This is a genomic window from Kitasatospora sp. NPDC059160 (assembly GCF_042755465.1).
Classification (GTDB): Bacteria; Actinomycetota; Actinomycetes; order Streptomycetales; family Streptomycetaceae; genus Kitasatospora.
Genome location: NZ_JBHZCN010000034.1, coordinates 51141 through 76079, shown reverse-complemented (window position 1 = coordinate 76079; position 24939 = coordinate 51141). Strand labels below are relative to the sequence as shown.

Below are 24939 nucleotides of genomic sequence, written 5' to 3'. Positions count from 1 at the left end.
GCCGGGCGGGGCCTCTCCGTGCCCGCTCCCGCCCTTCCTCCTGGACTATGTGTCCGGATCGGACGTACAGTCCAGCCATGCCTGCCGAAACCCCCGACCCACGCGTGCGGACCTGGTCGCCGGTCTGCCGGGCGGTCGCCCAGCTGCTGGGGCCGTACGCCGAGGTGGTCCTGCACGACACCGCCACCGACCGGGTGCTGGCCATCTGGAACCCGCTGACCCCGCGCGCGCCCGGCGACCCGTCCCTGCTCGGCGAGCTGGACGAACTGGACCCCTCGGCCCCGGACGTCTACGGGCCGTACGAGAAGCTGCTGCCGGACGGCCGGCGGCTGTCCTCGGTCAGCGCGGTGCTGCGGGACGACGCCGGCCGGCCCTCGGCGGTGCTCTGCGTCAACCTGGACCGCGGCCCGCTGGACCAGGCCGCCGCCCTGCTGGCCAACTTCGCGGCCCCCACCGCCCCCCGCCCCGAGCCGCTGTTCGAACGCGACTGGACGGAGCGGATCAACGACGTGGTCGGCGGCCACGTCCGCGCCCAGGGCCGCCCGCTGGAGCGCTTCACCCGCGAGGACCGGCTCGCCGTGCTGCGCGAACTGGACGCGGCCGGGGTGTTCGCCGTCCGCCGCGCCGTCCCCGCCGTGGCCGTGGCGCTGCGGATCTCCCGCTCCACCGCCTACGCCCTGCTCGCCGAGCTCAAGCACCCCGCCGTGCCCAGGAAGAACTGAGGAGCACCCGATGACCCAGCTGCCCGACTTCCGGCTCGAAACCTACTTCACCCGTTGGGAGTTCACCGCCCGACACCACCTCACCGCCTCCGACGCCCAGACCATGACGATGGCCGAACTCCTCGCCCTGGCCGGCCCGGAGGACCGCGAGGCCTGGGACACCCTGGCGCTCGGCTACACCGAGACCTTCGGCGACCCGGGCCTGCGGCGGGCGATCGCCGGGATGTACGAGCGGGTCGACGCGGACGACGTGATCTGCTTCGGCGGCGCCCAGGAGGGGATCAACCTCGCCATGCAGGTGCTGCTGGAGCCGGGCGACCACGCGGTGGTGGTGACCCCCAACTACCAGTCGGCGGAGACCGTTCCGCTCTCGCTCTGCGAGGTCACCGGCGTCGCCCTGGACGAGCGGCAGGACTGGGCGCTCGACCTGGACGCGGTCGAGGCGGCGCTGCGGCCGAACACCAAGGTGCTCTCGGTCAACTTCCCCAACAACCCGACCGGCACCCTGATCGACGCCGCCGACCTCGCCCGGCTCGCCGGACTCTGCGAGGAGCGCGGCATCCGGCTGTTCTCCGACGAGGTCTACCGCGGCCTGGAACGCGACCCGGCCCGCATCCTGCCGCAGGCCGCCGACCTCTCGGCCACCGCGCTCTCGCTCAACGTGACCTCCAAGTCGCTCGGCCTGCCCGGCCTGCGGATCGGCTGGATCGCCTGCCGGGACCGCGAGCTGCGCACCCGGCTGGAGCGGGCCAAGCACTACACCACCATCTGCAACTCCGCCCCGAGCGAGGTGCTGGCCCGGATCGCGATCACCGCCCGGGAGGGGATCCTCGCCCGCAACCGGGCGGTCATCGCGGCGAACCTGCCGCACTTCGACGCCTTCTTCGCCGAGTTCCCCGAACTCTTCGACTGGCGCGCCCCGGACGGCGGCTGCGTGGCCTACCCGCGCTACCTCGGACCGGACGGCGTGGAGGACTTCTGCACCGCGCTGGTCGAGCAGGCCGGCGTGCTGCTGATGCCCGCGAGCATGTTCCGCTCCGAGCTCACCCCCACCCCGGCCGACCGCTTCCGGATCGGCGTCGGCCGCCGCGACCCGGGCCCGGCGCTGGAGGCCTTCGCCGACTGGCTGCGCAAGCGCTGAGCCGTCCTGCCCCGCCGGCGACGGCCCGGGCGGGAGGCGGGCGGGCGGGAGGCATCCGGACGGGGGCGGCCGGGTGGACACGGCGCGGGGCCGGGACACCGAATCGGTGTCCCGGCCCCGCGCCGCAGGCGACCGCAGGGGTCAGAGCTGCTGCCAGGCCGGCTTGGCCGCGTAGGTGTCGCGGAAGTAGTCGGCGAGCTTGAGGCGGGAGGCGGCGGCCTCGTCCACCACCACGGTGGCGTGCGGGTGCAGCTGCAGCGCCGAGGCGGGGACGACGGCGGCCAGCGGGCCCTCGACGGCCAGCGCGACGGCCTCGGCCTTGGCCTCGCCGGTGGCCAGCAGCACCAGGTGGCGGGCCTCCAGGATGGTGCCGATGCCCTGGGTGATGACGTGGTGCGGGACCTCGTCGATGCTGTCGAAGAACCGGGCGTTGTCGACCCGGGTCTGCCGGGTCAGGGTCTTGATCCTGGTCCGGGAGGAGAGCGAGGAGCAGGGCTCGTTGAAGCCGATGTGGCCGTCCGTGCCGATGCCGAGGATCTGCAGGTCCACGCCGCCGGCCTCGGCCAGCGCGCGGTCGTAGGCGGTGGCGGCCGCGGCGATGTCGGCGGCGTTGCCGTCCGGGCCCAGGAAGGACTCCTCGGTCAGGCCGAGCGGCTCCACGACCTCCTTCAAGACCACCGAGCGGTAGGACTCCGGGTGGCCGGCCGGCAGGCCGACGTACTCGTCCAGCTGGCAGATGCGCGCCCGGGAGGCGTCCAGGCGGCCGTCGCGGACCCGCTCGGCGAGGGCCTGGTAGATCGGCAGCGGGGTCGAGCCGGTCGCGACGCCGAGCAGGGCCTCGGGCTTGCCGGTCAGCAGATCGGTGATCGCCGCGGCGATGAGTTCGCCGGCCGCTGGGGCGTCAGGGACGATCACGATTTCCATACTGGGTCCACCGTTCTGAGGCGAGGCTGAGGTCTAGACCTCCGAGGTCTAGACCAGTTTGCCGTGAACGGGGCCCCCAGGTCCACCCGGGGCCGGTCTCCGGGCCGGATGTTCTGCCTGGTGAGGGCTTTCCGGTGCCCGGGCCACCCGGGCCGCCCGGGCCGCCCGGGCCGCCCGAGAAGGCGGGGGAGGCCGGGGAGGCCGGGACGCCCGAGGAGCCGGGGCCCGAAGGCCCCGGCTCCCGGTGCCCGGAGGTCCGGGCTTCCCTGTCTTACGGAGGTGTCCTTCCGGACGGCGCCCCTCCGGCGGCCGATCGGGGTCCGGCCCACCGGAGCGGAGCGCGCCGGATCAGAACGGGTTGGTACAGGTGGTCACCTGCTTGGCGGCGTCCAGCGCCGGGCCGGCGGTGGCGCAGATGATGCGGGGGGCGGTGGCGGTGACCTTGGGGGTGACGGCCTGGGCGGAGCCGAGTCGGACGGTCGTCGCACTGGCGACCGTCTCCCACGGGCTGCCCCAGGCCTGCTGGGTGCGCACCTCTACCTGAACCATCGTCAACTGGGTGGGGTCCGCGCTGACCTGGGCGATGCCGACGATGCCTTCACCGTCGGCCTGGTGCGTGATGCAGGGGCGGTTGAGCACCGTGGCGCAGGCCGCGGTGCCGGCCTCGGACGTCGCCGTGGCGGCCACGGCGGGGGCGGCCGACAGCCCGGCGATCCCTGCCACCGTCATCATCACGGCTGCAATCCGAGTGCGCATGATACGAACCTCCTTGGAAATAAAGGGAATCTCACTTCTTGAGATGAGTCTTGCACACATCATGAGATCGGCAAGTGTGCGTTGCGTCACACCCATGGTGACGGTTCAACTACTGGCTGCAATCGTTCGCCGGATGTTCAGCGCACGGACAAGTCGCGGCCTGACGGATGATCAGTAGGTCCGCAGCGCCCAGGGCGTTCGCCAAGTTCCCGACCTGCAAGGGTTCGTGGCCGATCGCGCCCGCGGCCGGGGTCCCGCGAGGAGTGGCGGGAGGCCGGGAGGAGTCCCGTCCGTGCGGCCGGGGAGGGTCGGAGCGGCCCGGGGCTCGGTTCCACGTACTCCGGGTCCGCCCGTTTGACCAGGCCTTGAACCACCCTTTTGTCGAAAGCGATCGTCCGGGCCCCGGCCCGCCCCGCCCTTCGTCCGGACTCCTTCACCCGTCCGGGTAAGCGCCTTGCCTCCGGGGCGAATCGGACGGATACCATCGAACCGATCCCACGGAGGTGGCGGCGTGGCCACGGTCATCGTGCAACTACCCAACCAGAGGCCGGAGTCGGCGCCCGGCACGGCGCCCGCACTGCTGCGGATGGGCCCCGGCGAGACCGCGGTGTTCGGCCGCGGCGAGCCCGCCCGGCCCGTCCCCATCCCACTGCCCGACCAGGGCGTCTCCCGCCGGGCCGGCGAAGTGGTCGCCGCCGAGGACTACTGGCTGCTGTCCAACTTCTCCACCACCGCCACCTACGTGGTGGAGAACCTCGAAGGGGCGGGGGAGCACGTCAAGGTCGCCCCCGGCCGGCTCGGCGCACCCGTCCCCTTCGAACTCTCCCGGGTCCTGCTGCCCGCCCTCGGCGAGCCCGCCGCCTTCAAGGTCTTCGCCCCGCAGCACTCCTACCTGGACGGCCACTCCGCCGGCGCGGACGGCGAACGCACCGTCAGCCCCTTCGCCCTGGACCCGACCGCCAAGTACTTCCTGGTGCTGCTCGCGCTCTGCGAACCCCGGCTGCGCTCGCCCTCCGCCGCCGCCGTCCCCGGGGCGACCGAGGTGCTGGCCCGGCTGCGCGCCCTGCCCGCCTGCCACGGGCTGACCCGCTCGGCGGTGAACTACCACATCGACTACCTGGTCGGCGCCAAACTGCGGCTGCGCGAGCCGTACGAGGAGGGCCCGGCCGGGGGCAAACGCGAGGAACTGGTCGCCCTGGCCCTGCGCTTCGACCTCGTCCGGGAGGAGCACCTCGCGCTGCTGCCGCCCCGGCGCCCGGCCACCCGGCCGTGACCCCGGCCGACCCGCCGGGGCCGCCACCCGGTTCACGGCCGCCCTTCGAGGTGCCCCCGGGCTACCTCCTGGCCGGCTACCGCACCGGCGCCTTCCTCGGCGCGGGCGCCTGGGGCAGCGTCTACGCCGCCGAGGGCCCGGACGGCTCCCCGGCCGCCGTCAAGCTGCTCGGACCGGCCCGCTCCAGCCCCGGCCAGCGCCGCACGGCGGCCCAGATGGCCGCCGGGGAACTGCGGTTCAGCCGCCGCGCCGACCACCCCCACCTGATCCGCACCCTCGCCGTGGTCACCGTCGACGACCCCGGCCGCCCCGAACTGGACGGCGCCGTCGCGCTGGTGATGGAACGCGCCGCCCGCAGCCTCCAGGACCTGCTCGCCACCGCGCGCCCCGGCCGGGCCGTCCCCGGCGCCGAGCGGATCCTCGCCGAGGTGTGCGCCGGACTGACCCACATGCACCGGGCCGGCTGGGTGCACGGGGACCTCAAACCGGCCAACATCCTGCTGATGCCCGACGGCACCGCCAAGATCGCCGACTTCGGCCTGACCGCCGAGCTGGAGGGCACCCACGCCTACGCCCCGCCGCTCGGCTCCCCCGACCACGTCCCGCCCGAGTGGTGGTCCCAGCGCACCGGCGCGCGCGGGGTCGCGGTGCGCCCCAGCGCCGACGTCTGGGCCTTCGGGGTGATCGCCCACCAGCTGCTCACCGGAGGGCTGCACCCCTTCCTCGGTGCCACCGCCCGGGCCCGCTCGCTCGCCGCCCAGGCGTACGCGCGCGGCGCGGCCCCGCTGCGGCCGGACCAGGCACTGCCCGCCCGCTGGCGGCCCGTGGTGGCGGCCTGCCTGGCCCCGGACCGGGAGGAGCGCGCCCGCACCGACCTGGCCGCCCTGGTGGCCCGGGCCGGCGCCCGCCCGGCCGCCCGCCGCCGGGTGCTGCGGGCCGGCCTCGGGATGCTGGCCTGCACGGCCGTCCTGCTCGCGCTCACCGGCGGCCCCGAGCCGGTCGGCCGGGCCGGGCCGGGCGGTCACCGCGCCGCACCGCTGCCCGGGCAGATCCCGGCCGGATCCGACGTCCCGCCCGCCTACCGGGGCATGGTCGAGGACGCCGCCCGGCGCTGCCCGGAACCGGAGGTCACCCCCGTCCTGCTGGCCGCCATGCTCAAGGCGGAGAGCGGCTTCGACCCGAACGCGGCCCGCCCGGAGACCGGCGAGTACGGCATCGCGATGTGGACGCCCGCGGTCTTCGAGGCCTGGGCCAAGGCCGCCAGCCACCCCGGGCCGAAGTCCTACCTGGACCCGGGCGACGCGATCGCCGCGATGGGCAACTACGTCTGCTGGCTCGACCAGCAGCTCAAGCGGCAGGGCTTCACCCGCGACCTGCCCGCGCTGGTCGCCGCCGCGTACCGGACCAGCGACAAGACCGTGACGGCCGCCGGGGGCGTCCCGGAGCGGGTCCGGCCGCACGTCGACAAGGTGCTCCGGTACCTCGCCGACTACGGCGGGTGAGCGGACGTATCGGGATGAGTTGTGCCACATCCACCCGTATCCCGGCGCGGGCACCCGGGCGACCGGCCCCCGGTCTGGGATCCTCGGGCGCATGATCACGAAGCTCCGCGCGGCCTCCGCGCAATGGACCGTCGTCGTCCCGGTGGCGGCGTTCGTCGTCCTCGCCCTCACCTGGCACGAGGACCTGCCCGGCTGGGTGGTCGGCGTCGTCGCCGTGTTCCTGGTGGGGGCGGTGCTGGCCGCCGTGCACCACGCCGAGGTGATCGCGCACTGGACCGGGGAGCCGTTCGGATCGCTGGTGCTCGCGGTCGCCGTCACGGTGATCGAGGTCGCGCTGATCGTGACGCTGATGGCCGACGGCGGGGACAAGTCCTCGACCCTCGCCCGGGACACCGTGTTCGCCGCCGTGATGATCACCTGCAACGGGATCATGGGCCTGTCCATCATCGTGGCCGCGGTCAAGTACCGCACCGCCGTCTTCAACGCCGAGGGCACCGGCACCGCGCTCGCCTGCATCGCCACCCTGGCCACGCTCAGCATGGTGCTGCCGACCTTCACCACCAGCACCCCGGGCCCGCAGTTCTCCACCACCCAGCTGACCTACGCGGCCATCGCCTCGCTGGTGGTGTACGGGCTGTTCGTGACCACCCAGACCCTGCGGCACCGGGACTACTTCCTGCCCGTCACCCCGGAGGGCAAGGTCCGCCGGGAGGAGGACGAGGAGGACCACGCGACCCCGCCCACCGTCCGCGCCGCCGGGACGAGCATGCTGCTGCTCGCCGTCGCACTGGTCTCGGTGGTCGGCCTGGCCAAGGGCGTCTCGCCGACCATCGAGTCCACGGTGGAGAGCGCCGGACTGCCGCACGCCGTGGTCGGCGTGGTGATCGCCCTGATGGTGCTGCTGCCGGAGACCATCGCGGCGCTCCGCTCGGCCGTGCGCAACCGGGTGCAGACCAGCCTCAACCTGGCCCTCGGCTCGGCGCTCGCCAGCATCGGCCTGACCATCCCGGCGGTCGCGATCGCCTCGGTCTGGCTCTCCGGCCCGCTCGTCCTCGGCCTCGAACCCTCGCACCTGGTGCTGCTGACCCTGACGGTCGTGCTCGGCACCCTGACCGTCATCCCGCGCCGGGCGACCCTGCTCCAGGGCGCGCTGCACCTGGGGGTGCTGGCGGAGTTCGTGGTGCTGGCGGTGAATCCGTGACGGGAGTGAACCACTGAGGCCCCTGTGGCCGTGGAGATGAACGGAAGCCCCTGGCACGTCCCCCCGTGCGGTCAGGGGCTTCCGTCGTCTCCGCCCCTGATCAGGGACGAACCCCGGCCCGCCGACGGACGTCGACGGGCCGGGCGCTTCGGTGCCGCGGCTCAGACGCGGCACCGCGGCCCCCGGAGGGCTCAGACCCCCGGGGACCGGCGTACCGGGGTGCCTCAGGCGGAGGTGCGGCGACGGCGGGTGTAGACCACCGCGCCCGCACCGGCGACCAGCAGGGCGGTGCCGGCGCCCGCGTACAGCAGGGTGCCGTCGCTACCGGTGGTGGCCAGCTTCTTGCCGTCGGCGGCCGCGCCCGGGATCGGGGTCGGGACGCTGACCTTGGCCGGCACGACCAGCGGCCGGCTCGGGCTGACCTTGGTGCCGTCCCCGGGGTGCGCCGGGACGGTGGCGGTCGGCGGGATGGACGGGCCGGCGCTCGGCACGGTGCTCGGGGTGCCGCTCGGGACCTCGGCGGCCGGGGTGGTCGGCGCGGGGGTCTTCGCGGGCTCGGTGGCCGGAGTGGTGGCCGGCGTCGTGGCCGGGGTGGTCGGCGCGGGGGTGGTCGGCACCGGCGGCAGCGGGGTGGTGGACGGCGTGGCCGAGTGCGAGGGCGCGGGGGTGTGGCTGGGCTCCGGGGTGTGCGACGGCGTGGCCGAGTGCGAGGGCGCCGGGGTGTGCGAGGGGCTGGTGCTCGGCACGGCGGTCGGCTTGCCGGTCGGGGCCGGGGTCTGCCCGCCGCAGTCGACCTTGAAGACCTTCTGCTTGGGGTTGCTGACGTCCGGGTTCTCCGGCAGCTCGCCGTCCACCAGCGGCACGGCCGCCCAGAACAGCTTGTAGTGGCCGTCCGGGAGCTTGATGTCCTCGGTGCGGATGTGGCCCTCGGAGTCGACCGGGAGGTCGCCGTACACGACCGGCTCGGTCATGTCGCCGTTCATGTCGAAGATCGCCCAGAGCACGTCCTGGTTCGCGTCGAAGCCGAAGGAGTCCAGGTAGAAGGTGCAGACCTTGGGCTCGTTGCGCACGTCCTCCTGACCGGTGCCGGCGTTGTGGATCTTCACGGTGCCGTTGTTGCCGGGGGCGCCCTTCCCGTTGCCGCCGGCGGCGGCGTGCGCGGCGGGGGCGAGCAGGAGCAGGGCGGCGGCGGTGGGGACGGCCACCAGGGAGCGGGCGGCGGTGGAGCGGAGGTGCATGGGTGTTCCATCGGGTACGGCGGGCCGGACGAGTCCGCGCGGTGGGTGGGGGCCTTCGGTCGCCCGCCGGGCGGGGGCCGGCTGGGTACGACGTGAGGGGCACAAAAGTTCCCGCAGGACGAAAGGTGACGCAAGGGGGATTTGGCAGAAATGCAGCGCTGAGGGCGATTTATCCGACTAGTTCCCCACAACGATCCGATCACCCGGTTGTGGTGAATTCATGTGCAGCGCAGGCCTCTGACGTGCTGATGTGCCGATCGGGACCCGGCTCGCCGGGCCGCGAGGACGGCCCGCGGGGCGACGACGGGACGGGTGGCGGGTGGCCGGTAATGGCCGGTTCGCGGGCCGGGTCCGCGTGTCATGGCGGCGGGCGGTGGGCCTGGTTCTCTATCGTCCGTCTGGAACCGCCCAGCCCGCCGATTCCGTTGCGCGTGCGGCCGATCGCGTCAGCCACCGGTCGAGCCAGCAGCCGATCCGACCCCAGGGGGAGTGCTCGATGCCCGGCCCAGAGCAGCAGCTGCGAGCGGAGCGGCAGCAGCCCGCTCCGACCGAGGACAGTGCCGACGTCATCGTGGTCGGCGCCGGACCGGCCGGCTCCACCGCCGCCTACCACCTCGCCCGCACCGGCCTGGACGTCCTGCTGCTGGAGAAGTCCGCCTTCCCGCGCGAGAAGGTCTGCGGCGACGGCCTCACCCCGCGCGCCGTCAAACAGCTGGTCGACATGGGCGTCGACGTCTCCGAGGAGGCCGGCTGGCTGCACAACAAGGGCCTGCGGCTGATCTCCGGGCACCGCTCGCTGGAGTTCGACTGGCCCGAGCTCTCCGCCTTCCCCGGCCACGGACTCGTGCGCCGCCGGGCCGACTTCGACGAGCTGCTCGCCCGCCGGGCCGCCGCGGCCGGTGCCCGGCTGATCGAACGGGCCAACGTGGCAGGGCCGTTGACGGACCAGCGGTCCGGCCGGATCACCGGCGTCAGCGCCAAGGTGGGCGAGGAGCGCAGGCCCGTCGAGTACCGCGCCCCGCTCGTGGTCGCCGCCGACGGCAACTCCACCCGGCTGTCCGTCGCGATGAAGCGCTACCGGCGCACCGACCGCGCGATGGGCGTGGCCTACCGCACCTACTTCACCACCCCGCGCCACCAGGACCGTTACCTGGAGGCCTGGCTCGACCTGCGCCACCCCGACGACCCGGCCCACCGGCTGCTGCCCGGCTACGCCTGGGTGTTCGGCATGGGCGACGGCACCGCCAACGTCGGCCTCGGCGTCCTCGACACCGCGAAGACCGACCTGGACTGGCGCGAGCTGCTGCGGCGCTGGTGCGCCAACCTGCCGCCCGACTACGGCTACCACCCCGAGGCCGTCACCGAGCCGATCCGCGGCTCCGCCCTGCCGATGGGCCTCAACCGCCGACCCCACTACGCCGACGGCCTGTTGCTGATCGGCGACGCCGGCGGCACGGTCAGCCCCGGCACCGGGGAGGGCATCGCCTACGCGATGGAGTCCGGCCGCTACGCCGCCGAGACCGTCGTCCAGGCGCACGCCCGCCGCACCGACCGCGGCCGTGAACTCGCCCTGCGCGCCTACCCGCAGAAGCTCCGCTCCGCCTACGCGGGCTACTTCGCGCTGGGCCGGCTGGCCGCCGACCTGCTCGGGCGGCCCCGGCTGCTCGGTGCGGCCGGAGCCGCCGGGCTGGGCCACCCGGCGCTGTTGAAGGTGGCCTTCCGGCTGATGGTCAACCTGACCGAGCCCGACTCCAAGGACGCCCTGGACCGGCTGCTCCACCTGCTCGGGCGGGTCGCCCCGGGGCGGTGAGGCCGGCGGCCGGGCCGCCCCTTTGTCCGAGTGCGCGGCCCGGCGTCCCGGGCGTGGCCGAAACCGGGGAATCCGGTCGGTCTTCGGCCAAGTCGTGTTGACGAATGATCAGTGAATCCGCTTGCCTGGTGGCGAACCGGCCACGGAGGGTGAGCGCAATGCCCTCCGCGGCTGCTCTCCCACCGATCCTCGTTCGACGGAGACACCGTGCGCCTTCGCCTGCTCGTCGCGCCCCTCGCCGCGGCCGCCGCCCTGACCGCCGTGAGCATTCCCGCCGCCGCCGCCGACACCAGGGCGGCCACCCCGTCCGACCAGTGCTCCGCGGCGTTCTTCGACGGCGACTCCCGCCTCGGCCCCGAGGACCTCCCGACCACCGGCCCGGTCGGCCGCCAACTCGCCGGCTACCAGCGCACCGGCGGCGCCGGCGAGCAGGACTTCCTGACCAAGTACTACGACCCGACCGCCAACGGCGGCAAGGGCGGCTGGATCTACCCGCCGTCCGACGGCTACGTCACCCTCCCCGACGGCAGCCCGGTCGAGTTCGACCTCACCCTGTACCCGAACCAGAACATCGACCGCTACGGCAGCGAGTACGGCTCCTTCCTCGCCCCCGAGGGCCTGCCCTACGCCAACCGCGCGATCCCCCCGCAGAGCCTCGACAGCGTCCCGGCGGCCGGCTGCAACTACCACGACTACAAGGTCGTCAAGCCGTTCAAGGTGCACGCCGGCCCGATCGCCCCCTGGTTCAACCAGCCCGGCTGGGGCCTCCAGTACCAGCTCGACGCCGCCCTCGTCCCCAGCGGCCCGGCGAAGCTGAACGTGCTCTGGCTCGTGGAGAACGGCTACCTCGCCCGGATCTGACCGGACTCCGGCCGGACCGGTCGCCGCCGGACCGGCCGCCGCCGGATTAATCACTGGCGGGCGCGGCGCGACGGGAGGTAGGAAGGCGGGGTGACCACCAGTGACCTGGCGACCGACCGGCGCCCCTTCCAGCCCGAGGTCCTCGACCTGGGCGCCTTCCAGCTGCGCCCCTGGGGCCGCGCCCTCGACCTGCCCGGCGGCACCGTCGCCGCCGTGACGGCGGCCGCCGCCGACGCGGAGATCGCCCGCTGGAACCCCCTGCACGACGCCACCCACCCGGCCGGCGCCGAGGCCTACCTCGACCGCGCCGACCAGCGCTGGGCCGACGGCAGCACCGCCTGCTTCGCCGTCACCGACCGCGCCGACGGCCGGCTGTGCGGCAACGTCGTGCTGCTCTGGACGGACCAGGGCGAGGGCGTCGCCATGGTCGGCTACTGGCTGCTCGCCGCCGCCCGCGGCCGCGGCTTGGCCACCCTCGCCACCACCGCCATCACCGACTGGGGCGTGCGCACCGCCGGGGTGCGCCGCATCGAGCTCTACCACGCCGTCGGCAACGACTCCTCCTGCCGGGTCGCCGCCCGGGCCGGCTTCCCGTACGAGGGCACCCTGCGCGGCTCCTACCGCTACGGCGACGGCCCCTACAACGACGAGCACCTCCACGCCCGCCTGGCCACCGACCCGCCGGTCACCCTCGGCTGAACCCGGGGCCGGACAACCGGGTCACGGCCCGCCCCGGCCCGCCCCGGTCTCCGCCGACCCGCGCCCGCCCCCGCCTCCGCCCGGGCCGTCCATCGCCTGTCTACCGGTGCTTCGTAGGTTCCGCCGCAGTAATGTCACCGATCCTCTGGAGAGACATGTTGCGGTTGCGAACGACCGTCCCCGGCCCGGCGGCGGGGGGATCGCCGCCCCGACGCCGGGCCGAGGGGCTGCGCCGGGTCCTGCTGGTCCTGCTGGCGATCCTCCTCCTGCCGTTCGGGGCGAACGGGCCGGCGCACGCGGCCCAGGACGACCCGTCCCAGCGCTACCTGAACTTCATCGGGGACCTCCAGCGCAACTTCACCCGCCCGTACCGCGGCGACTACAACATCACGCTCGACAATGCCACCCCCGTGACGGTCAACCTCTTCGATCTGGTCCACCCGAACCGGGATCAGCCGGCGAACATGGAGACCGGGCTGATCATCGCGCCGAACGACCTCTACATCTGCGGCTTCTACACCATCCGGGACGGAGTGCGGACGGTCTACCGCATGCGCGACGACGGCATCGGCTCGTCCAGGGTCGCCCGCAACACGTGGTTCAACCAGCAGCAGCTAACTCTGGGTGACGGCAGGTACGTCTACCTCAACGACATCGGTGTGGACTACGGCGACCTCAGGAACGAGAGCGCCAACCGGGACAACCCCTTCACCTTCGAGAACCGTTGGGTGAACATCGACGCCGATGCGCTGACGCGCGCCGTCGGAATCCTGGAGGGCGTCACCTTCCATCGGCGGAATGCGGCGAACGTCGCTCAGCAGACACCGTGGTTGCGCAGCGCTCTGATGGTCCTCGTCGAAGCCCTGGCCGAGGGCACCCGGTTCCGCAACATCAGGGACGCCATCGGGGCGGCGCTGCGCAGCGGGATCCCGGCCCGCATCGCGCAGTTCGAACCCCAGATCCAGACCTGGAACGCGCGGAGCAGCGACCTGTGGGAGGCCAACCAGGACCCGGGCAACTCCTGGTTCGCCGCCCGAGCGGCCGCCGTCGGGCTGGCCGTCCTCCAGGTCCGGACGGGGGGTCCGATCTGCCGGATCCCGCGGTCGAGCGACGGCGCGCCCGGGTGCGGCCGCCCGCTGGTGAACGCGAGTTTCAGCACCGGCCGCGACATGTACCTCCTCCAGGGGCCGTTCGTCGCCCGCATCAAGGACGCTTCGCAGAACGCCGTCCTGGCCGGAGGCACGGAGGACACCGTCTCCCACCTGTGGCCGGTCCTGGCGGGCACGCCCTTCGCGAACGGCTTCGACGCGGCCTTCACGCTGCCGGAGGACCCGGACGAGGTGATGCTGTTCCGCGGGGACCAGTACATGCGGATGCGGTTGGACTCCGACGGGAACGCCAAGGTCACCAAGGCGCCGACGACGATCGCGGACGGGTGGCACAGCCTGGCCGGCAGTGACGGCACCAGGCCCTTCACCCAGGGGGTCGACTCGGCCCTGTCGGTGATGGAGAACCAGGTCTTCCTCTTCAAGGGCGACACCTACGTGTCGCTGGAAGTCAACATCGGCAGCTCCACCGACCGCGTGCTCAACGGGCCCAAGCCCATCGGCGACAACTTCAGGGCCCTGGCCAAGGCCGGCTGGACCGACGGGTTCAACGCGGCCGTCCGCTGGCCGGGGGTGCAGACCTTCGACCGGGCCTTCGCCGCCTTCTTCCGCGGGAACCAGTGGACCAGGGGATTCGTCGCGGCCGGCGGCCCGGACAGCGACCTCGTCTTCACCGCCGATGCGCTGCGCTGGGGCGTCCTGGCGGGCACGATCTTCGCCGCGGGCGACACCACCGGCATGACGAAGATCCCGCGGGCGGACGACAAGGGCGGCCCGACGAGCACGCCCCCGCCCTCGGCGGCCGGCGTCTCGCTGGTCAACGACAGCACCGGCCGGGTCGCCGACGTCGACCAGGCGAACCCCGCCAGCGGCACCAAGGTCAAGGCCCTGGGCGGAAGGGGAACCAGGCGCAGAAGTGGAACCTGGACCGCCAGGACGACGGCCGGTTCGCGATCCGCACGGCCCTCGACCCCGGCCAGGTCCTGGAGGCCAACGGCAACCGGTCGCAGAGCGTGGACGGCACCAGCTACTACACCGCGCTGCAGCGGGACGGCGGTGGTGCGAACCAGCGCTGGCGGCTCGACGCGCTGGGCGGGCAGACGTACCAGCTCGTCACCTCGGACGGCGGCTGCCTGACCGACCAGGGCGAGGACAAGGCCCTGGCCTTCTGGAGGTGCACCGGGGCCTTCGAGCAGCGGTGGCACCTGGAGGGCGGCACCAGCACCGGTGATCCCGGGGGGCGGGGCTCCGCGGGTTCCCCCTTCGACGACTCCGCGGACGACCGGGGGACGAAACCCGCGTCCGCCGGTGACTGCCGGCCGGAGGGGATGACGCCCACGGACGGTGTGTCGGCCCGCTACTGCGACGTCTACGACGGCAGCGGCCGGGAGTGGGTCGGCAACGGCCGTTCCCGGCGCGCGGTGGGCTACTTCACCGGGTGGCGCTCCGGGGCGAAGGGCGATCCGGCCTACCTGGTGTCGAACATCCCCTGGTCGAAGGTGACGCACGTCAACTACGCCTTCGCCAAGGTGGACGGGAACCGCATCAGCGTCGGCGACGTGAACGACCCGGAGAACCCGGCCACGGGCATGACCTGGGACGGGGACCGGAACGCGATGGACCCCGCCCTGCCGTACAAGGGGCACTTCAACCTGCTGAACACGTACAAGAAGAAGCACCCGGCGGTGAAGACGCTGATCTCGGTCGGCGGCTGGGCGGACACGCGCGGCTTCTACGCGATGGCGACCAACGCGGACGGCTCGGTCAACCAGGCGGGGATCGACACGTTCGCCGACTCCGTGACGGAGTTCCTGGACCGCTACGGGTTCAACGGTGTCGACATCGACTACGAGTACCCCGGCGCCCTGCCCAGTACGGGCAACCCGCTGGACTGGGACGTGTCCGATCCGCGGCGCAAGGGGCTGCAACAGGGCTACACCGCGCTGATGAAGACCTTGCGGGCGAAGCTGGACCGGGCCGGTGCGGACAAGGGCCGCTACTACCTGCTGACCTCGGCCGGGTCCGCCTCCGGCTACCTCGTGCGCGGGCTGGACGCCGGCCAGGCGCTCCAGTACCAGGACTTCGTCAACGTCATGAGCTACGACCTGCACGGCTCGTGGAACAAGTACGTCGGCCCGCAGGCCCCGCTGTACGACGACGGCCGCGACAACGAGCTGGCGGACGCCGGGATCTACGACGACCAGCGCGCCGACACCAAGGAGTACGGGAAGAACGGGTACTTCAACGTCGACTGGGCCTACCACTACTACCGCGGTGCCCTGCCGCCCGGGCGGGTCAACCTCGGCATCCCCTTCTACTCACGCGGCTGGCAGAACGTGCAGGGCGGTACGGACGGCCTGTGGGGCACCTCCGCCATGCCCGACCAGTCCAAGTGCCCGCGGGGCGTGGGCGGCCGGGGGCCGGCCAAGGGCCAGGACTGCGGACTGGGCGCGACCGGCATCGACAACGTGTGGCACGACACGGAGGACGGCCGTGAGGTCGGGGCCGGGTCGAACCCGCTGTGGCACACCAGGAACCTCCAGGACGGCCGCACCCCCGGCTACCTGAAGGCCTACGGCGTCGACCCCGGCACCGACGCCGGGAAGCCGACCGGTACGTACGCGGAGAAGTACTCCGACCCGCTCCAGTCGTCGTGGCTGTGGAACGACGCCAAGAAGGTGTTCCTGTCGACGGAGAACGAGAAGTCCGTCGACGCGAAGGCGAAGTACATCGCGGACAAGGGCATCGGCGGGGCGATGATCTGGGAGCTCGCCGGTGACTACACCAAGCGCGCGAACGGCGAGTGGGGGATGGGCTACGACCTGACCACCCGGCTCGACAACGCCCTCAAGGGCGCGGGGGCCTCGGGCAACGCCACCGGCGGCGGCAAGTCGCTCCCCGCCCAGGTGATCGACGTCAAGGCCGAGCTGGTGGACTTCCCCACGGCAGTGGCGGACATGTGGCCGATCCAGCCGAAACTGCGGATCACCAACAGCTCCAAGGTCGCCCTCGCCCAGGGCACGGAGATCTCCTTCGACCTCCCCACCTCCACCACGCCGGTGGTGAAGGACGGCGCCTGGAAGGTGATGGGCGGCATCACCCCCGGCCACAGCGGTCCGAACGCGGGGGGCTTGAAGGGCGACTTCCACCGGGTGACGATCAAGCTCGGTTACTGCGAGGACGTTCCGGCCGGCAGGTCGAAGGACATCGACGTCAAGTACTACCTGCCCGTCACCGGGCCGGCGAACGTGACGTTCAGGATCGGCGGGACGGAGTTCGGTTCGACGGGTGACCGGCGCCGCGCCGTGACGACGGTCGACCCGCCCGCCCCGGCGTCCGGCTCCCAGTGCCAGGCCGCGCCGTGGCAGGCGCACGCCTACAACCCGAACCCGTCGTTCGCGTTCTGGCAGACCGGCGACAAGTGGATCATCGAGGACCGCAACAGCGGCAACGTCCTCGACCACCCCGGGAGTTGGGCCGACGCCCACCTGTCGATGAAGCAGGCCGGCAACGCCAACCAGCTGTGGACGGTGAGCGAGGACTCCCCGGGGTGGTACCACATCAAGTCCGGTACCAGCGGCCACGACCAGTGCCTCGGCGCCACCACGGCCAGGGGCACCCTCACCGTGCGGGACTGTGACGGCAAGGTCGACCAGTGGTTGCGCCTGGTACGGCTCAGCACGGACCAGGCCACCGCGGGCAAGCCGCTGCTGGACTCGGCGGCCCCCGGCGGCCCCGTGCACGGCGCCGCCTACGCCCTGGGCGGCTTCGTCGGCGGGAACGACGACTGGTGGAAGGTGCCGGCCTACCTCGCCGCACCCGCCAACAGCGCCACCGCCTCCAGCACGAAGATCATCGCGGGGGACACCGAGGGGGCCTGGGCCTCGACGGTGTCGTGGAACGGCTCCTACTGGCGGGCCAAGTGGTGGAACAAGGCCACGGACGAGCCCGGCAGGAGCGACGCCTGGCAGAAGCTCGGCCCCACCCCCTGACCGCCTCGGACCCCGACCGGGGGGTGCCGGGACTCGGGTAATGACGACCGAGGACCTGGACACCCCCGGCCGGGGCCCCGGTCAGCCGGTCAGCCGGGGAGCTGGGTGAACTGGGCGAGCTGGATGAGGTTGCCGCAGGTGTCGTCCAGCACCGCGACGGTGACCGGGCCCATCGCCGTGGGCTGCTGGGTGAACCGCACCCCGAGCCGGTGCAGGCGGTCGTACTCGGCGTGCACGTCGTCCACCGCGAACTGGGCGGCCGGGATGCCGTCCTCGACCAGCGCGGTCTTGTACGGCCCGACGGCGCGGTGGGCGTCGGGCTCCAGCAGCAGCTGGGTGCCGTCCGGCTGCTCGGGGGAGACCACGGTGAGCCAGCGGTACGCGCCGAGCGGGACCTCCGCCTTCTTCACGAAGCCCAGCACCTCGGTGTAGAAGCGCAACGCCTTGTCCTGGTCGTCGACGAACACGGTGGTCAGGTTGATCCTCATGGGGTGCCCTCCTACGCGCCCGGGTGGTGGCGGCCGTCGCCGAGCCGATCGTAGATCGCCCGCAGCCAGGGCTCGCGGACGGCGGGCAGCCGGGCGAGGTGGTGGCGCAGCAGGTACCGGTCGGGTTCGAACAGGAAGGCGGGGCGCAGCGGCAGCGGGTCGTCCCGCTCCTCCCCGGCGGGCAGCCTGGTGGCGAGACGGGGCGGCGGGAAGGCCAGGTACGTCCACACCCCGGCGTCCAGCGGGACGGCCACGGTGCCGGAGGGCGCCGGCCAGGCGGCGCCGGTCCACTGGTGGCGGGGGACGAGGGCGATGTCCGGCTCCGCCACCGGCACCGTCAGCTCCGTACCGCACCCGGCGCACGCGAACACCGCCACCCGCTCCCCTCCCCGTCGACGGACCTCCGGAGTATTCCGGCCCGTGCGGCGCCCGCCAAGCGGTTTTCCGGTGCCCGGGGCGGCCGTTCCGGGCAGGCTGCGCGCCGGGCCGGGGAGCGTCCTAACCTGGAAGGGCGCGCGGTGCGTGACCTGCGCGGGGGAAGCCCCGACGCAGGGCCCGGAGCACGGGAGAGGTGGCCATGACGGTGATCTCGGCGGCCCTGATCGGCACCGACTGGCGGCCCCGGCTGCCCGGCGGCGCCGAGCTGTTGCGCGAGTGCGCCGTGCGGGGCTGGACGGTGGTGCTGACCGGCCCCGGCCCGGCCGGGGTGCGGGCACTGACCGTGACCGCCCCCGGTGGCGATGCCGTGCGGGCCGCACTGGCGCTGGTGGGCGGCGGGCCCTCGCACGCGGTGGCCGTCGCCGGGAGCGTGCGCGAGGTGCTGGCGGCGCGCCGGGCCGGGGTGCCCTGCGTCGCCCTGGAGGCCGGCGGGGACGCCGGTCCCGAGCTGCGGGCGGCCGGCGCGGTCGAGGTCCACCGCGACGCCGCCGCCCTGCTGCGCGTCCTGGACGACAGCCTGCTCGCCCGTCCCCGGGCCTTCGGGCGCGTGGCCGCCGCAACCGGCGGCCCCCGGAACGGTTAACGCCGGGCCGTACCGGGCAACCGCCCGGGTGCGAGCACGTCACCGGAAGTGTCGGAGGTGACCGAGATGGACGGACCCGCGTTGAGCGGATGGGAGCGGCGGCTCCTCGAGGAGATCGAGTCCGATCTGCGCCAGGACACGCGCCTCGACCGGAAGTTGAGCACGATGGGGGCCAAGCGGCCGAACCGGTTCCTGGACGCCCTGCGCGGCGTCGGGCGCCGGATCTCGGTCGGGGTCCTGTTGACCGTACTGGTGATGACGTCGATCTGCGTGGGCATCGGCGTGCGCACTCCGACCACTGCGGTGCTGACCGCCCTCGGGGTGGTCTGGGCCGCCTCGGTGGCAGCCTCGGTGGCCGCCACGGCGCTGCTGCGGCGGCGACGGGCGCCGGGCCGGGGCGACGGCGTCGTCGGCGGCGCCGGCCCGGACCGCGAGGACGGGCGGGACCGCCGGGAACGCCGGGACCGCGGGGAGGGACGGGAACGCGGGGAGGGACGAGAGCGCGGGGACGGCCGGGACGGACGTGAACGAAGGCCCTGGGACCGCCCGGAGGCGTGACGCGACGGGGGGCCGAACCATCGAGAGGTGCGCATGAGTACCGACCTGTGGGAGTACCGCCCGGGCTCCCACCCCGCCGCCGACCTCAGCCTGGTCGGGTACGAGGTCCAGGCGACCGACGGACCCCTCGGCCGGGTCGACCAGGACGCCGGCGACCACCTGGCCGTCGACGCCGGCGCCTGGGTGCCGGGTGCGAGGGTGCTCGTCCCGGTCGGTCTGGTCGCCCGGATCGACCACCTGGACCGCGCCGTCCACCTGGACTGCCCGCGCGCCCGGCTGGGCACCGTCCCGCCGCCCGCCGAGCACCTCACCACCGCCCGCCGGCGCTGAGCCGTGGACCGCTGACCATGGGCTGGCCCGCCACCACCCTGACCGGCCGGACGATCGCCTTCCTGGTCGCCCCGTACGGCACCGAACAGGAGGAACTGGCCTCGCCCTGGCAGGCGGTGCTCGAAGCCGGCGGGCGCCCGCGCCTGCTCTCCACCGCGCCCGGCCGGGTCCAGGCCGTCCGGCACCGCGCGCCCGGGGACACCTTCGCGGTGGACGTCCCGGTGGCCGAGGCGGACCCGGCGGACTACGCCGGGCTGGTGCTGCCCGGCGGCGTCGCCGGTCCGGACGCGCTGCGGCTCGACCCGGCAGCGGTCGCCTTCGTCCGGGCCTGCTGCGCCGCCGGCCGCCCGGTCGCGGCGATCTGCCACGCCGCCTGGACCCTGATCGAGGCCGACGCCGTCCGCGGCCGCACCCTCACCTCCTGGCCCAGCCTGCGGACCGACCTGGTCAACGCGGGCGCCCAGTGGGTCGACCGGGAGGTGCACGTCTGCCGGGACGGCCCGGGCCCGCTGGTGACCAGCCGCACGCCGGGCGACCTGCCGGTGTTCGAGGACACCTTCGTCACCGAGTTCGCCCACGCGGCGGCCGGGCGACGGAAGTGACGCGGGGTCAGAGGACTCGTCCGTGGGTGCACGTTCGGGGCGGAGGAGCGTGACCGCGCCGGGGTCAGTCCCCGCGCAGGCGGACGAAGGTGGCGGTGGGCGGGCGGCCGGTGAGGGTGACCTCGGCGCGCAGCGGGGCGGTGAGCGGGTGCACCCGGCCGTGGTCGGGGTCGGCGGCGGGCGGGCCGAGCAGCGGGCCGGCCGCCCGGGCGACCTCCCGGGCCTGCACCGGGGTGAGCCGTGGGGTGGTCAACAGCACGCGGCCGTCGCCGAGTTCGAGCACCAGGGCGTGCGGCCGGTCGGCCGGACCGGTCAGGGCGCGGACGGTGGCGTCCTCGGTGTCGCTGCGCCGGTACTTGACCCAGGCCCGGCCCGCGCCGCGCGCCCGGTACGGGGAGGCGGCGGCCTTGCACACCAGGCCCTCCACGCCGGTGTCGGCCAGCTGGGTGATCCACGCCACGGCCTCCGCCCGGTCGGTGGTGGCCAGCACCGGCTGGATCGGCGGCGGGACGTCGGCCAGCGCGGCCAGCAGCAGCCGGCGCCGGTCGGTGAGCGGCAGGCGCCGGACGTCCCGGCCGGGCAGGGCCAGCAGGTCGAAGGCGATCAGCCCGAGCGCGACGTCCGGGGCGGCGGCCCGGGCCTGCCGGGTGTGCAGCAGCTCCTCGAAGGCGAACCGCCCGGCCCGCCAGGCGACCAGCTCGGCGTCCAGCACCAGTCCCTCGGGCAGCCGGGCGACGGCGGCGGCGATCGGCGGGAACTCGGGGGCGAGGTCGCGGCCGCTGCGGGACTGCAGGAAGGCCGGCCGGTCGCCGCGGGCGAAGGCGACACAGCGGAAGCCGTCCAGTTTCAGCTCGTACTGCACGCCGCCCCCGCCCAGCCCGTCGGCGGGCGGCACGGCGGTGACGGCGGCGGGGCGCATCACCTCGACCGGCGGGTGGAGCGCCTGCCGCGGCTGGGAGGGCCGCGCCGGGGCCGAGGTGGCCGTGGGGGCCGAGGATGCGGCACCGGCGGCGGGTGCCGCAGGCAGCGGCCGGGCCTGCTCCGGGTCCAGCAGCGGCGCGAACAGGTCGCCGTGCGCCGCCAGCCGGCCCGGCAGCTCGGCGAGGGTGAACACCAGCTCCGCCTCCCCGCGGGCCCGCTCCAACTCGGCCCAGGCCAGCGGGGCGGAGACCGTCGGCAGCGGCCGGGCCCGCAGGGTGTACGGGGCGGCGGTGGTCTTCTTGGCGTTGTTCTGCGACCAGTCGACCAGCACCCGGCCGCGCCGCCGGGCCTTGGCCATGGTGTGCACCACCAGCTCCGGGTGCTCCGCCTCCAGGGCGGCGGCCAGCGCCTTGGCGTACCCGGAGACGTCGGCGCTGGGCGTGGGCTCGATCGGCACCAGCAGGTGCAGGCCCTTGGAACCGGAGGTCTTCACCCAGGCCGACAGGCCGTCCGCGGCCAGCCGCTCGCGCAGCAGCAGCGCGACCGCCCGGCAGGTGAGCACGTCGGCGCCCTCGCCCGGGTCGAGGTCCAGGACCAGCCGGTCGGCCAGCCCGGGCGCGGCGGCGTGCCACTGCGGGACGTGCAGTTCCAGGCAGCCCAGGTTGGCGACCGCCAGCAGCGCCGCGCCGTTCTCCAGCACCACCTGGCGCAGCTCCCCGGCGGTGCTCGGCACGTCCACCGTGCGCACCCAGTCCGGGGTGCCCGGCGGCGGGTTCTTGGCGACGAACACCTCCGCCTCGACGCCGTCCGGGCAGCGCAGGAAGGAGACCGGGCGGTCCCGCAGGTGGGGCAGCAGGGCGGTGTGCACGGCGGCGTAGTAGCGCAGCACCTCGCCCTTGGGGGTGCCGATGCTCGGGTAGTACACCTTGTCGAGGTGGGACAGGGCGAGGGTGTGCCCGTCGACCGTCATCTGCGGCATCGGCGCTCTCCGGGAGTGCTGCGGTGGCCCCCTCAGCCAGTCTGCCCCGCCCCCGCTCCCGCCGCCCGGGCCCGGCGGCCGGGGCCGGAGCCCGCGGCCGCTCCACCGGGGTCCGGCTCACGGCGCCGGGGTCCGGCTCACGGCGTCGGGGCGGGCCGGGGCGCGCCCGGGTAGGTGCCGAAGTACCAGTGGTTGCCCTCCGGGTCGGCCGCGGCGAAGTCGCGCGAGCCGTAGTCGGTCTCGGTCAGGCCGGTGGTGATCCGGGCCCCGGCGGCCACGGCCCGGGCGTGCACGCCGTCCGGGTCGGCGGTGACCACGTACGCGCTGAACGTGCCCGGCTCGCCCCGCCACTGGCCCGGCGCGGTCTCGCGCACCGAGCCGAGCATCACGCCGCCGCCCTCCGGCCAGGCCAGTTCGGCGTGCGCCACGAACTCGCCCTCGCCGTAACTGGCCACCTCCTGGAAGCCGAAGGCCTCCACCAGGAAGCGGATCAGGGCGCGGGCGTCGGTCGCGCGCAAGGTGGGCCAGACCTGCGGGGCAGGGGTCTCGGTGTCCATGAATCTCACTCCTCGGGTGCGGTGGTTACGCCTCCCACTCTGCGGCCGCCCCCGCCGCCCCGCCTTGGACGTTTCGGAACTTGCCCTCCTCCGGCCCCTCCGCCGCCAGCCAGGCACTCGGCGGCGACCCCGCCAGCGCGCGGAACTCCCGGGCCAGGTGCGCCTGGTCGAAGTAGCCGCAGCGGAGCGCCAGTTCCGCCAACCGGGGCGGCGGCGCGCCGGTCGCCAGCAGGTGCCGGGCCCGGTCGAAGCGGATCACCCGGGCGGCGGCCTTCGGGGTCAGCCCGGTCTCCCGGCGGAACCGCTCCTGGAGGTGCCGGGCGCTCCACCCGGTCTCCCGGGCCAGCTCGGCCACCGGCAGCGCCCCGCCGCTGCGCCGCAGCGCCCGCCAGGCCCAGCCCACCTCCGGCGGCACCAGGCCGGACGGCCGGGCGGCCCGCAGCAGCGCCCCGTCCAGTGCGGCGAACCGCTCCGCCCAGCCGTCGGCCGCCCGCAGCCGCTCCTGCAACTGCGGGCCGAGCCGGCCGAGCACGTCCTCCGCCGGGACGTCGATCCCGGCCAACTCTCCTGCGGGCAGGCCGAACAGCGCCCGGGCGGCGAGCGGGTGCACGGCGATCTGCACCCCGGACTGGGCGCCCTCGTGGGTGATCAGCGCGGGGGAGGTGTGCAGCCCGCCGAGCAGCGTCGGGTAGCTGCCGGGCGGCTGCGCCGGATCCGGGTGGCCGGCGATCACCAGCGGCTCGTCCAGGGTGAGGATGAAGGTCAGGTACGGGGAGGGCAGGCCGCGGTGCACGGCCGGGGCCAGGCCGCGCTGGCGGTAGCCCGAGTACCAGGCCACGTACGGGCGCAGTGCCGTCGCGGGCCGGGCGCGGACGGCCTCGTCGACCGGGTCGGTGGCTTGCGTGGTCACGGGTTCCAGTATCGGCGCCCGCGGTCGCGGGCGGGAGCGCGGTCGCCTACGGTGAGGGCACGGTCACCCTGTGAGGGGCGCGGTGCGCCGCCGGGGGATGGCCGCCGGGGGGCAACACCGACGAAGGAGTCCCCGTGACCACTGCCCGAGACATCATGCACACCGGCGCCCAGTGCATCGGCGCCCACCAGACGCTGGACGAGGCCGCGAAGATGATGCGCGACAAGAACGTCGGCGCGCTGCCGATCTGCGGCGACGACCAGAAGCTCCACGGCATCATCACCGACCGCGACATCGTGGTGCGCTGTCTCGCCGAGGGCAAGGACCCGGCCGCCATGACGGCCATCGAACTGGCCGGGCACCTGCACTGCGTGCGGGCCGACGACAGCATGGACACGGTGCTCAAGAAGATGGAGCAGCACCAGATCCGGCGCATCCCGGTGATCGACGGCGACCGGCTGGTCGGCATGATCAGCGAGGCCGACCTGGCGATGGGTCACCGCGAGGGCCACCGGCTGACGGACCAGCAGATCATCGAATTCATGGACAGCGTCTACTCGAAGCGCTGACGCGCCCACCTTGTACGACGGCCCCGCCGTGCCCGCGGCGGGGCCGCTCGCCGTCTCATGGGCTGGATTTTCCTTTCTCGCAAGGCGAGATGCGGGCACAATCGCGCACATGGGAAAGCAGTACGAATGCATCGACGGCCGGCTGCGGCAGTTCATCGAACGCCAGCCCGTCTACTTCGTCGCGACGGCACCGCTGGCCGGTGACGGGCACGTCAACCTCTCGCCCAAGGGCCGCTCCGGCACTCTCGCGATCATCGACGAACTCACCCTCGCCTACCTGGACTTCGGCGGCTCGCAGGCCGAGACCATCGCCCACCTGCGGGAGAACGGCCGGATCACCCTGATGTGGTGCGCCTTCGACGGCCCGCCCACCGTGGTGCGGGTGCACGGCCACGGCGAGCCGGTCTTCCGGGACGACCCGCGCTTCGCGGACCTCCTCGCCCGCTTCGAACCCGGGGTGGACGGCTCGGGCCTGCGGGCCATCGTGCTGGTCCGGGCCGAACGGGTCAGCGACTCCTGCGGGTACGCCGTGCCGTTCATGGACTACCGCGCCGACCGCGACCTGCACGCGCAGTACTTCGACCGCAAGGACGAGGACGAGTTCGGCGCCTACTGCGAGCGCAAGCCCCTCGTCGCCACCAGCATCGACGGCCTGCCCGCCCTCCCCCTCCCACTCCCCGCCCGCCCGACCGCGTCGACCCAGTCGGCCTGAGGGTCTGCGGGCCGGACGGGCGGGGCGGACGGTGACATGGCGAAGCCGCCGTACCCCGGGGGTGCGG

At 74.0% G+C, this 24939-nt stretch carries 23 protein-coding genes and 2 pseudogenes; 16 read left to right on the top strand and 9 right to left on the bottom strand.

Annotation, left to right across the window (positions count from 1 at the left end; genetic code table 11):
- Window positions 1–77: 77 nt before the first annotated feature.
- Together ACFXOZ_RS16985 and ACFXOZ_RS16980 are read left to right on the top strand one after the other, a co-directional pair.
- Window positions 78–722, top strand: coding sequence for a transcriptional regulator (locus ACFXOZ_RS16985; protein ID WP_375886716.1), 645 nt, complete (start codon window positions 78–80; stop codon window positions 720–722).
- A 10-nt stretch (window positions 723–732) separates the two neighbouring features.
- Window positions 733–1863, top strand: coding sequence for an aminotransferase class I/II-fold pyridoxal phosphate-dependent enzyme (locus tag ACFXOZ_RS16980; protein ID WP_380591136.1), 1131 nt, complete (start codon window positions 733–735; stop codon window positions 1861–1863).
- Between the two features lie 141 nt (window positions 1864–2004).
- Here ACFXOZ_RS16980 and nagB read toward each other — a convergent pair whose 3' ends face one another.
- Entirely contained in the window at window positions 2005–2787 is a 783-nt protein-coding gene (gene nagB / locus ACFXOZ_RS16975; RefSeq protein WP_380527935.1) for a glucosamine-6-phosphate deaminase, read from the bottom strand.
- A gap of 348 nt (window positions 2788–3135) precedes the next feature.
- Complete coding sequence (locus tag ACFXOZ_RS16970; RefSeq protein ID WP_380527932.1) at window positions 3136–3543, bottom strand: hypothetical protein; 408 nt, start codon at window positions 3541–3543, stop codon at window positions 3136–3138.
- A 511-nt stretch (window positions 3544–4054) separates the two neighbouring features.
- Between ACFXOZ_RS16970 and ACFXOZ_RS16965 the strand changes: the two genes are divergently transcribed.
- The 3 genes from ACFXOZ_RS16965 to ACFXOZ_RS16955 all read left to right on the top strand — a co-directional run bounded on the left by ACFXOZ_RS16965 (window position 4055) and on the right by ACFXOZ_RS16955 (window position 7519).
- Window positions 4055–4816, top strand: coding sequence for a serine/threonine protein kinase (locus tag ACFXOZ_RS16965; protein WP_380527929.1), 762 nt, complete (start codon window positions 4055–4057; stop codon window positions 4814–4816).
- A 50-nt stretch (window positions 4817–4866) separates the two neighbouring features.
- Window positions 4867–6318, top strand: coding sequence for a serine/threonine-protein kinase (locus ACFXOZ_RS16960; protein ID WP_380591133.1), 1452 nt, complete (start codon window positions 4867–4869; stop codon window positions 6316–6318).
- A 91-nt stretch (window positions 6319–6409) separates the two neighbouring features.
- The gene (locus tag ACFXOZ_RS16955) at window positions 6410–7519 is read left to right on the top strand and encodes a calcium:proton antiporter (RefSeq protein ID WP_380591130.1); all 1110 of its coding nucleotides are present in this window, start codon (window positions 6410–6412) and stop codon (window positions 7517–7519) included.
- A gap of 224 nt (window positions 7520–7743) precedes the next feature.
- On the opposite strand, the gene ACFXOZ_RS16950 is transcribed toward ACFXOZ_RS16955, so the two are convergent.
- On the bottom strand, window positions 7744–8757 hold the full coding sequence (locus tag ACFXOZ_RS16950; protein ID WP_380591127.1) for an LPXTG cell wall anchor domain-containing protein: 1014 nt from the start codon (window positions 8755–8757) through the stop codon (window positions 7744–7746).
- A 496-nt stretch (window positions 8758–9253) separates the two neighbouring features.
- On the opposite strand from ACFXOZ_RS16950, the gene ACFXOZ_RS16945 reads away from it, so the two are divergent.
- The 5 genes and pseudogenes from ACFXOZ_RS16945 to ACFXOZ_RS16925 all read left to right on the top strand — a co-directional run bounded on the left by ACFXOZ_RS16945 (window position 9254) and on the right by ACFXOZ_RS16925 (window position 17225).
- Window positions 9254–10567, top strand: coding sequence for a geranylgeranyl reductase family protein (locus tag ACFXOZ_RS16945; RefSeq protein WP_380591124.1), 1314 nt, complete (start codon window positions 9254–9256; stop codon window positions 10565–10567).
- Between the two features lie 207 nt (window positions 10568–10774).
- Window positions 10775–11428 (top strand): TNT domain-containing protein, encoded by a 654-nt coding sequence (locus tag ACFXOZ_RS16940; RefSeq protein WP_375886738.1) that lies wholly within the window; start codon window positions 10775–10777, stop codon window positions 11426–11428.
- Between the two features lie 90 nt (window positions 11429–11518).
- Window positions 11519–12127, top strand: coding sequence for a GNAT family N-acetyltransferase (locus ACFXOZ_RS16935; RefSeq protein WP_375886741.1), 609 nt, complete (start codon window positions 11519–11521; stop codon window positions 12125–12127).
- 131 nt (window positions 12128–12258) lie between these two features.
- Window positions 12259–13053: pseudogene (locus ACFXOZ_RS16930) on the top strand (ribosome-inactivating family protein); the annotation flags it as partial.
- A gap of 800 nt (window positions 13054–13853) precedes the next feature.
- Window positions 13854–17225 (top strand): glycosyl hydrolase family 18 protein, encoded by a 3372-nt coding sequence (locus ACFXOZ_RS16925; protein WP_380591122.1) that lies wholly within the window; start codon window positions 13854–13856, stop codon window positions 17223–17225.
- An 89-nt stretch (window positions 17226–17314) separates the two neighbouring features.
- Here the strand turns inward: ACFXOZ_RS16925 and ACFXOZ_RS16920 are convergent, their stop codons facing one another.
- Entirely contained in the window at window positions 17315–17713 is a 399-nt protein-coding gene (locus tag ACFXOZ_RS16920) for a VOC family protein (RefSeq protein WP_380527911.1), read from the bottom strand.
- An 11-nt stretch (window positions 17714–17724) separates the two neighbouring features.
- The gene (locus ACFXOZ_RS16915) at window positions 17725–18090 is read right to left on the bottom strand and encodes a hypothetical protein (RefSeq protein ID WP_380591120.1); all 366 of its coding nucleotides are present in this window, start codon (window positions 18088–18090) and stop codon (window positions 17725–17727) included.
- 200 nt (window positions 18091–18290) lie between these two features.
- On the opposite strand from ACFXOZ_RS16915, the gene ACFXOZ_RS16910 reads away from it, so the two are divergent.
- The 4 genes from ACFXOZ_RS16910 (at window position 18291) to ACFXOZ_RS16895 (ending at window position 20224) form a co-directional block, all read left to right on the top strand.
- A complete protein-coding gene (locus ACFXOZ_RS16910) occupies window positions 18291–18734 on the top strand; it encodes an HAD family hydrolase (protein WP_380591117.1) in 444 nt (147 codons plus the stop codon).
- Window positions 18735–18800: 66 nt separating this feature from the next.
- Window positions 18801–19292, top strand: a complete 492-nt coding sequence (locus ACFXOZ_RS16905) for a hypothetical protein (RefSeq protein ID WP_380591114.1) — start codon at window positions 18801–18803, stop codon at window positions 19290–19292.
- A 33-nt stretch (window positions 19293–19325) separates the two neighbouring features.
- Window positions 19326–19622, top strand: coding sequence for a PRC-barrel domain containing protein (locus ACFXOZ_RS16900; RefSeq protein ID WP_375886756.1), 297 nt, complete (start codon window positions 19326–19328; stop codon window positions 19620–19622).
- Window positions 19623–19639: 17 nt separating this feature from the next.
- Entirely contained in the window at window positions 19640–20224 is a 585-nt protein-coding gene (locus ACFXOZ_RS16895) for a type 1 glutamine amidotransferase domain-containing protein (protein ID WP_380591111.1), read from the top strand.
- Between the two features lie 64 nt (window positions 20225–20288).
- Here the strand turns inward: ACFXOZ_RS16895 and ACFXOZ_RS16890 are convergent, their stop codons facing one another.
- From ACFXOZ_RS16890 to ACFXOZ_RS16875, 4 genes and pseudogenes are all read right to left on the bottom strand, one after another.
- On the bottom strand, window positions 20289–21143 hold the full coding sequence (locus tag ACFXOZ_RS16890) for a DNA ligase (protein WP_375887044.1): 855 nt from the start codon (window positions 21141–21143) through the stop codon (window positions 20289–20291).
- A gap of 102 nt (window positions 21144–21245) precedes the next feature.
- Window positions 21246–22124, bottom strand: a pseudogene (gene ligD / locus ACFXOZ_RS16885) (non-homologous end-joining DNA ligase); the annotation flags it as partial.
- A gap of 137 nt (window positions 22125–22261) precedes the next feature.
- A complete protein-coding gene (locus tag ACFXOZ_RS16880) occupies window positions 22262–22681 on the bottom strand; it encodes a VOC family protein (protein ID WP_380591108.1) in 420 nt (139 codons plus the stop codon).
- A gap of 25 nt (window positions 22682–22706) precedes the next feature.
- Window positions 22707–23591 carry a helix-turn-helix domain-containing protein gene (locus ACFXOZ_RS16875; RefSeq protein WP_380591105.1) on the bottom strand — a complete coding sequence of 295 codons (885 nt, stop codon included), beginning with the start codon at window positions 23589–23591 and terminating at the stop codon, window positions 22707–22709.
- Window positions 23592–23725: 134 nt separating this feature from the next.
- Between ACFXOZ_RS16875 and ACFXOZ_RS16870 the strand changes: the two genes are divergently transcribed.
- The gene (locus ACFXOZ_RS16870) at window positions 23726–24160 is read left to right on the top strand and encodes a CBS domain-containing protein (protein ID WP_375886767.1); all 435 of its coding nucleotides are present in this window, start codon (window positions 23726–23728) and stop codon (window positions 24158–24160) included.
- Between the two features lie 109 nt (window positions 24161–24269).
- Complete coding sequence (locus ACFXOZ_RS16865) at window positions 24270–24872, top strand: pyridoxamine 5'-phosphate oxidase family protein (RefSeq protein WP_380591102.1); 603 nt, start codon at window positions 24270–24272, stop codon at window positions 24870–24872.
- The last annotated feature ends 67 nt before the right edge of the window (window positions 24873–24939 follow it).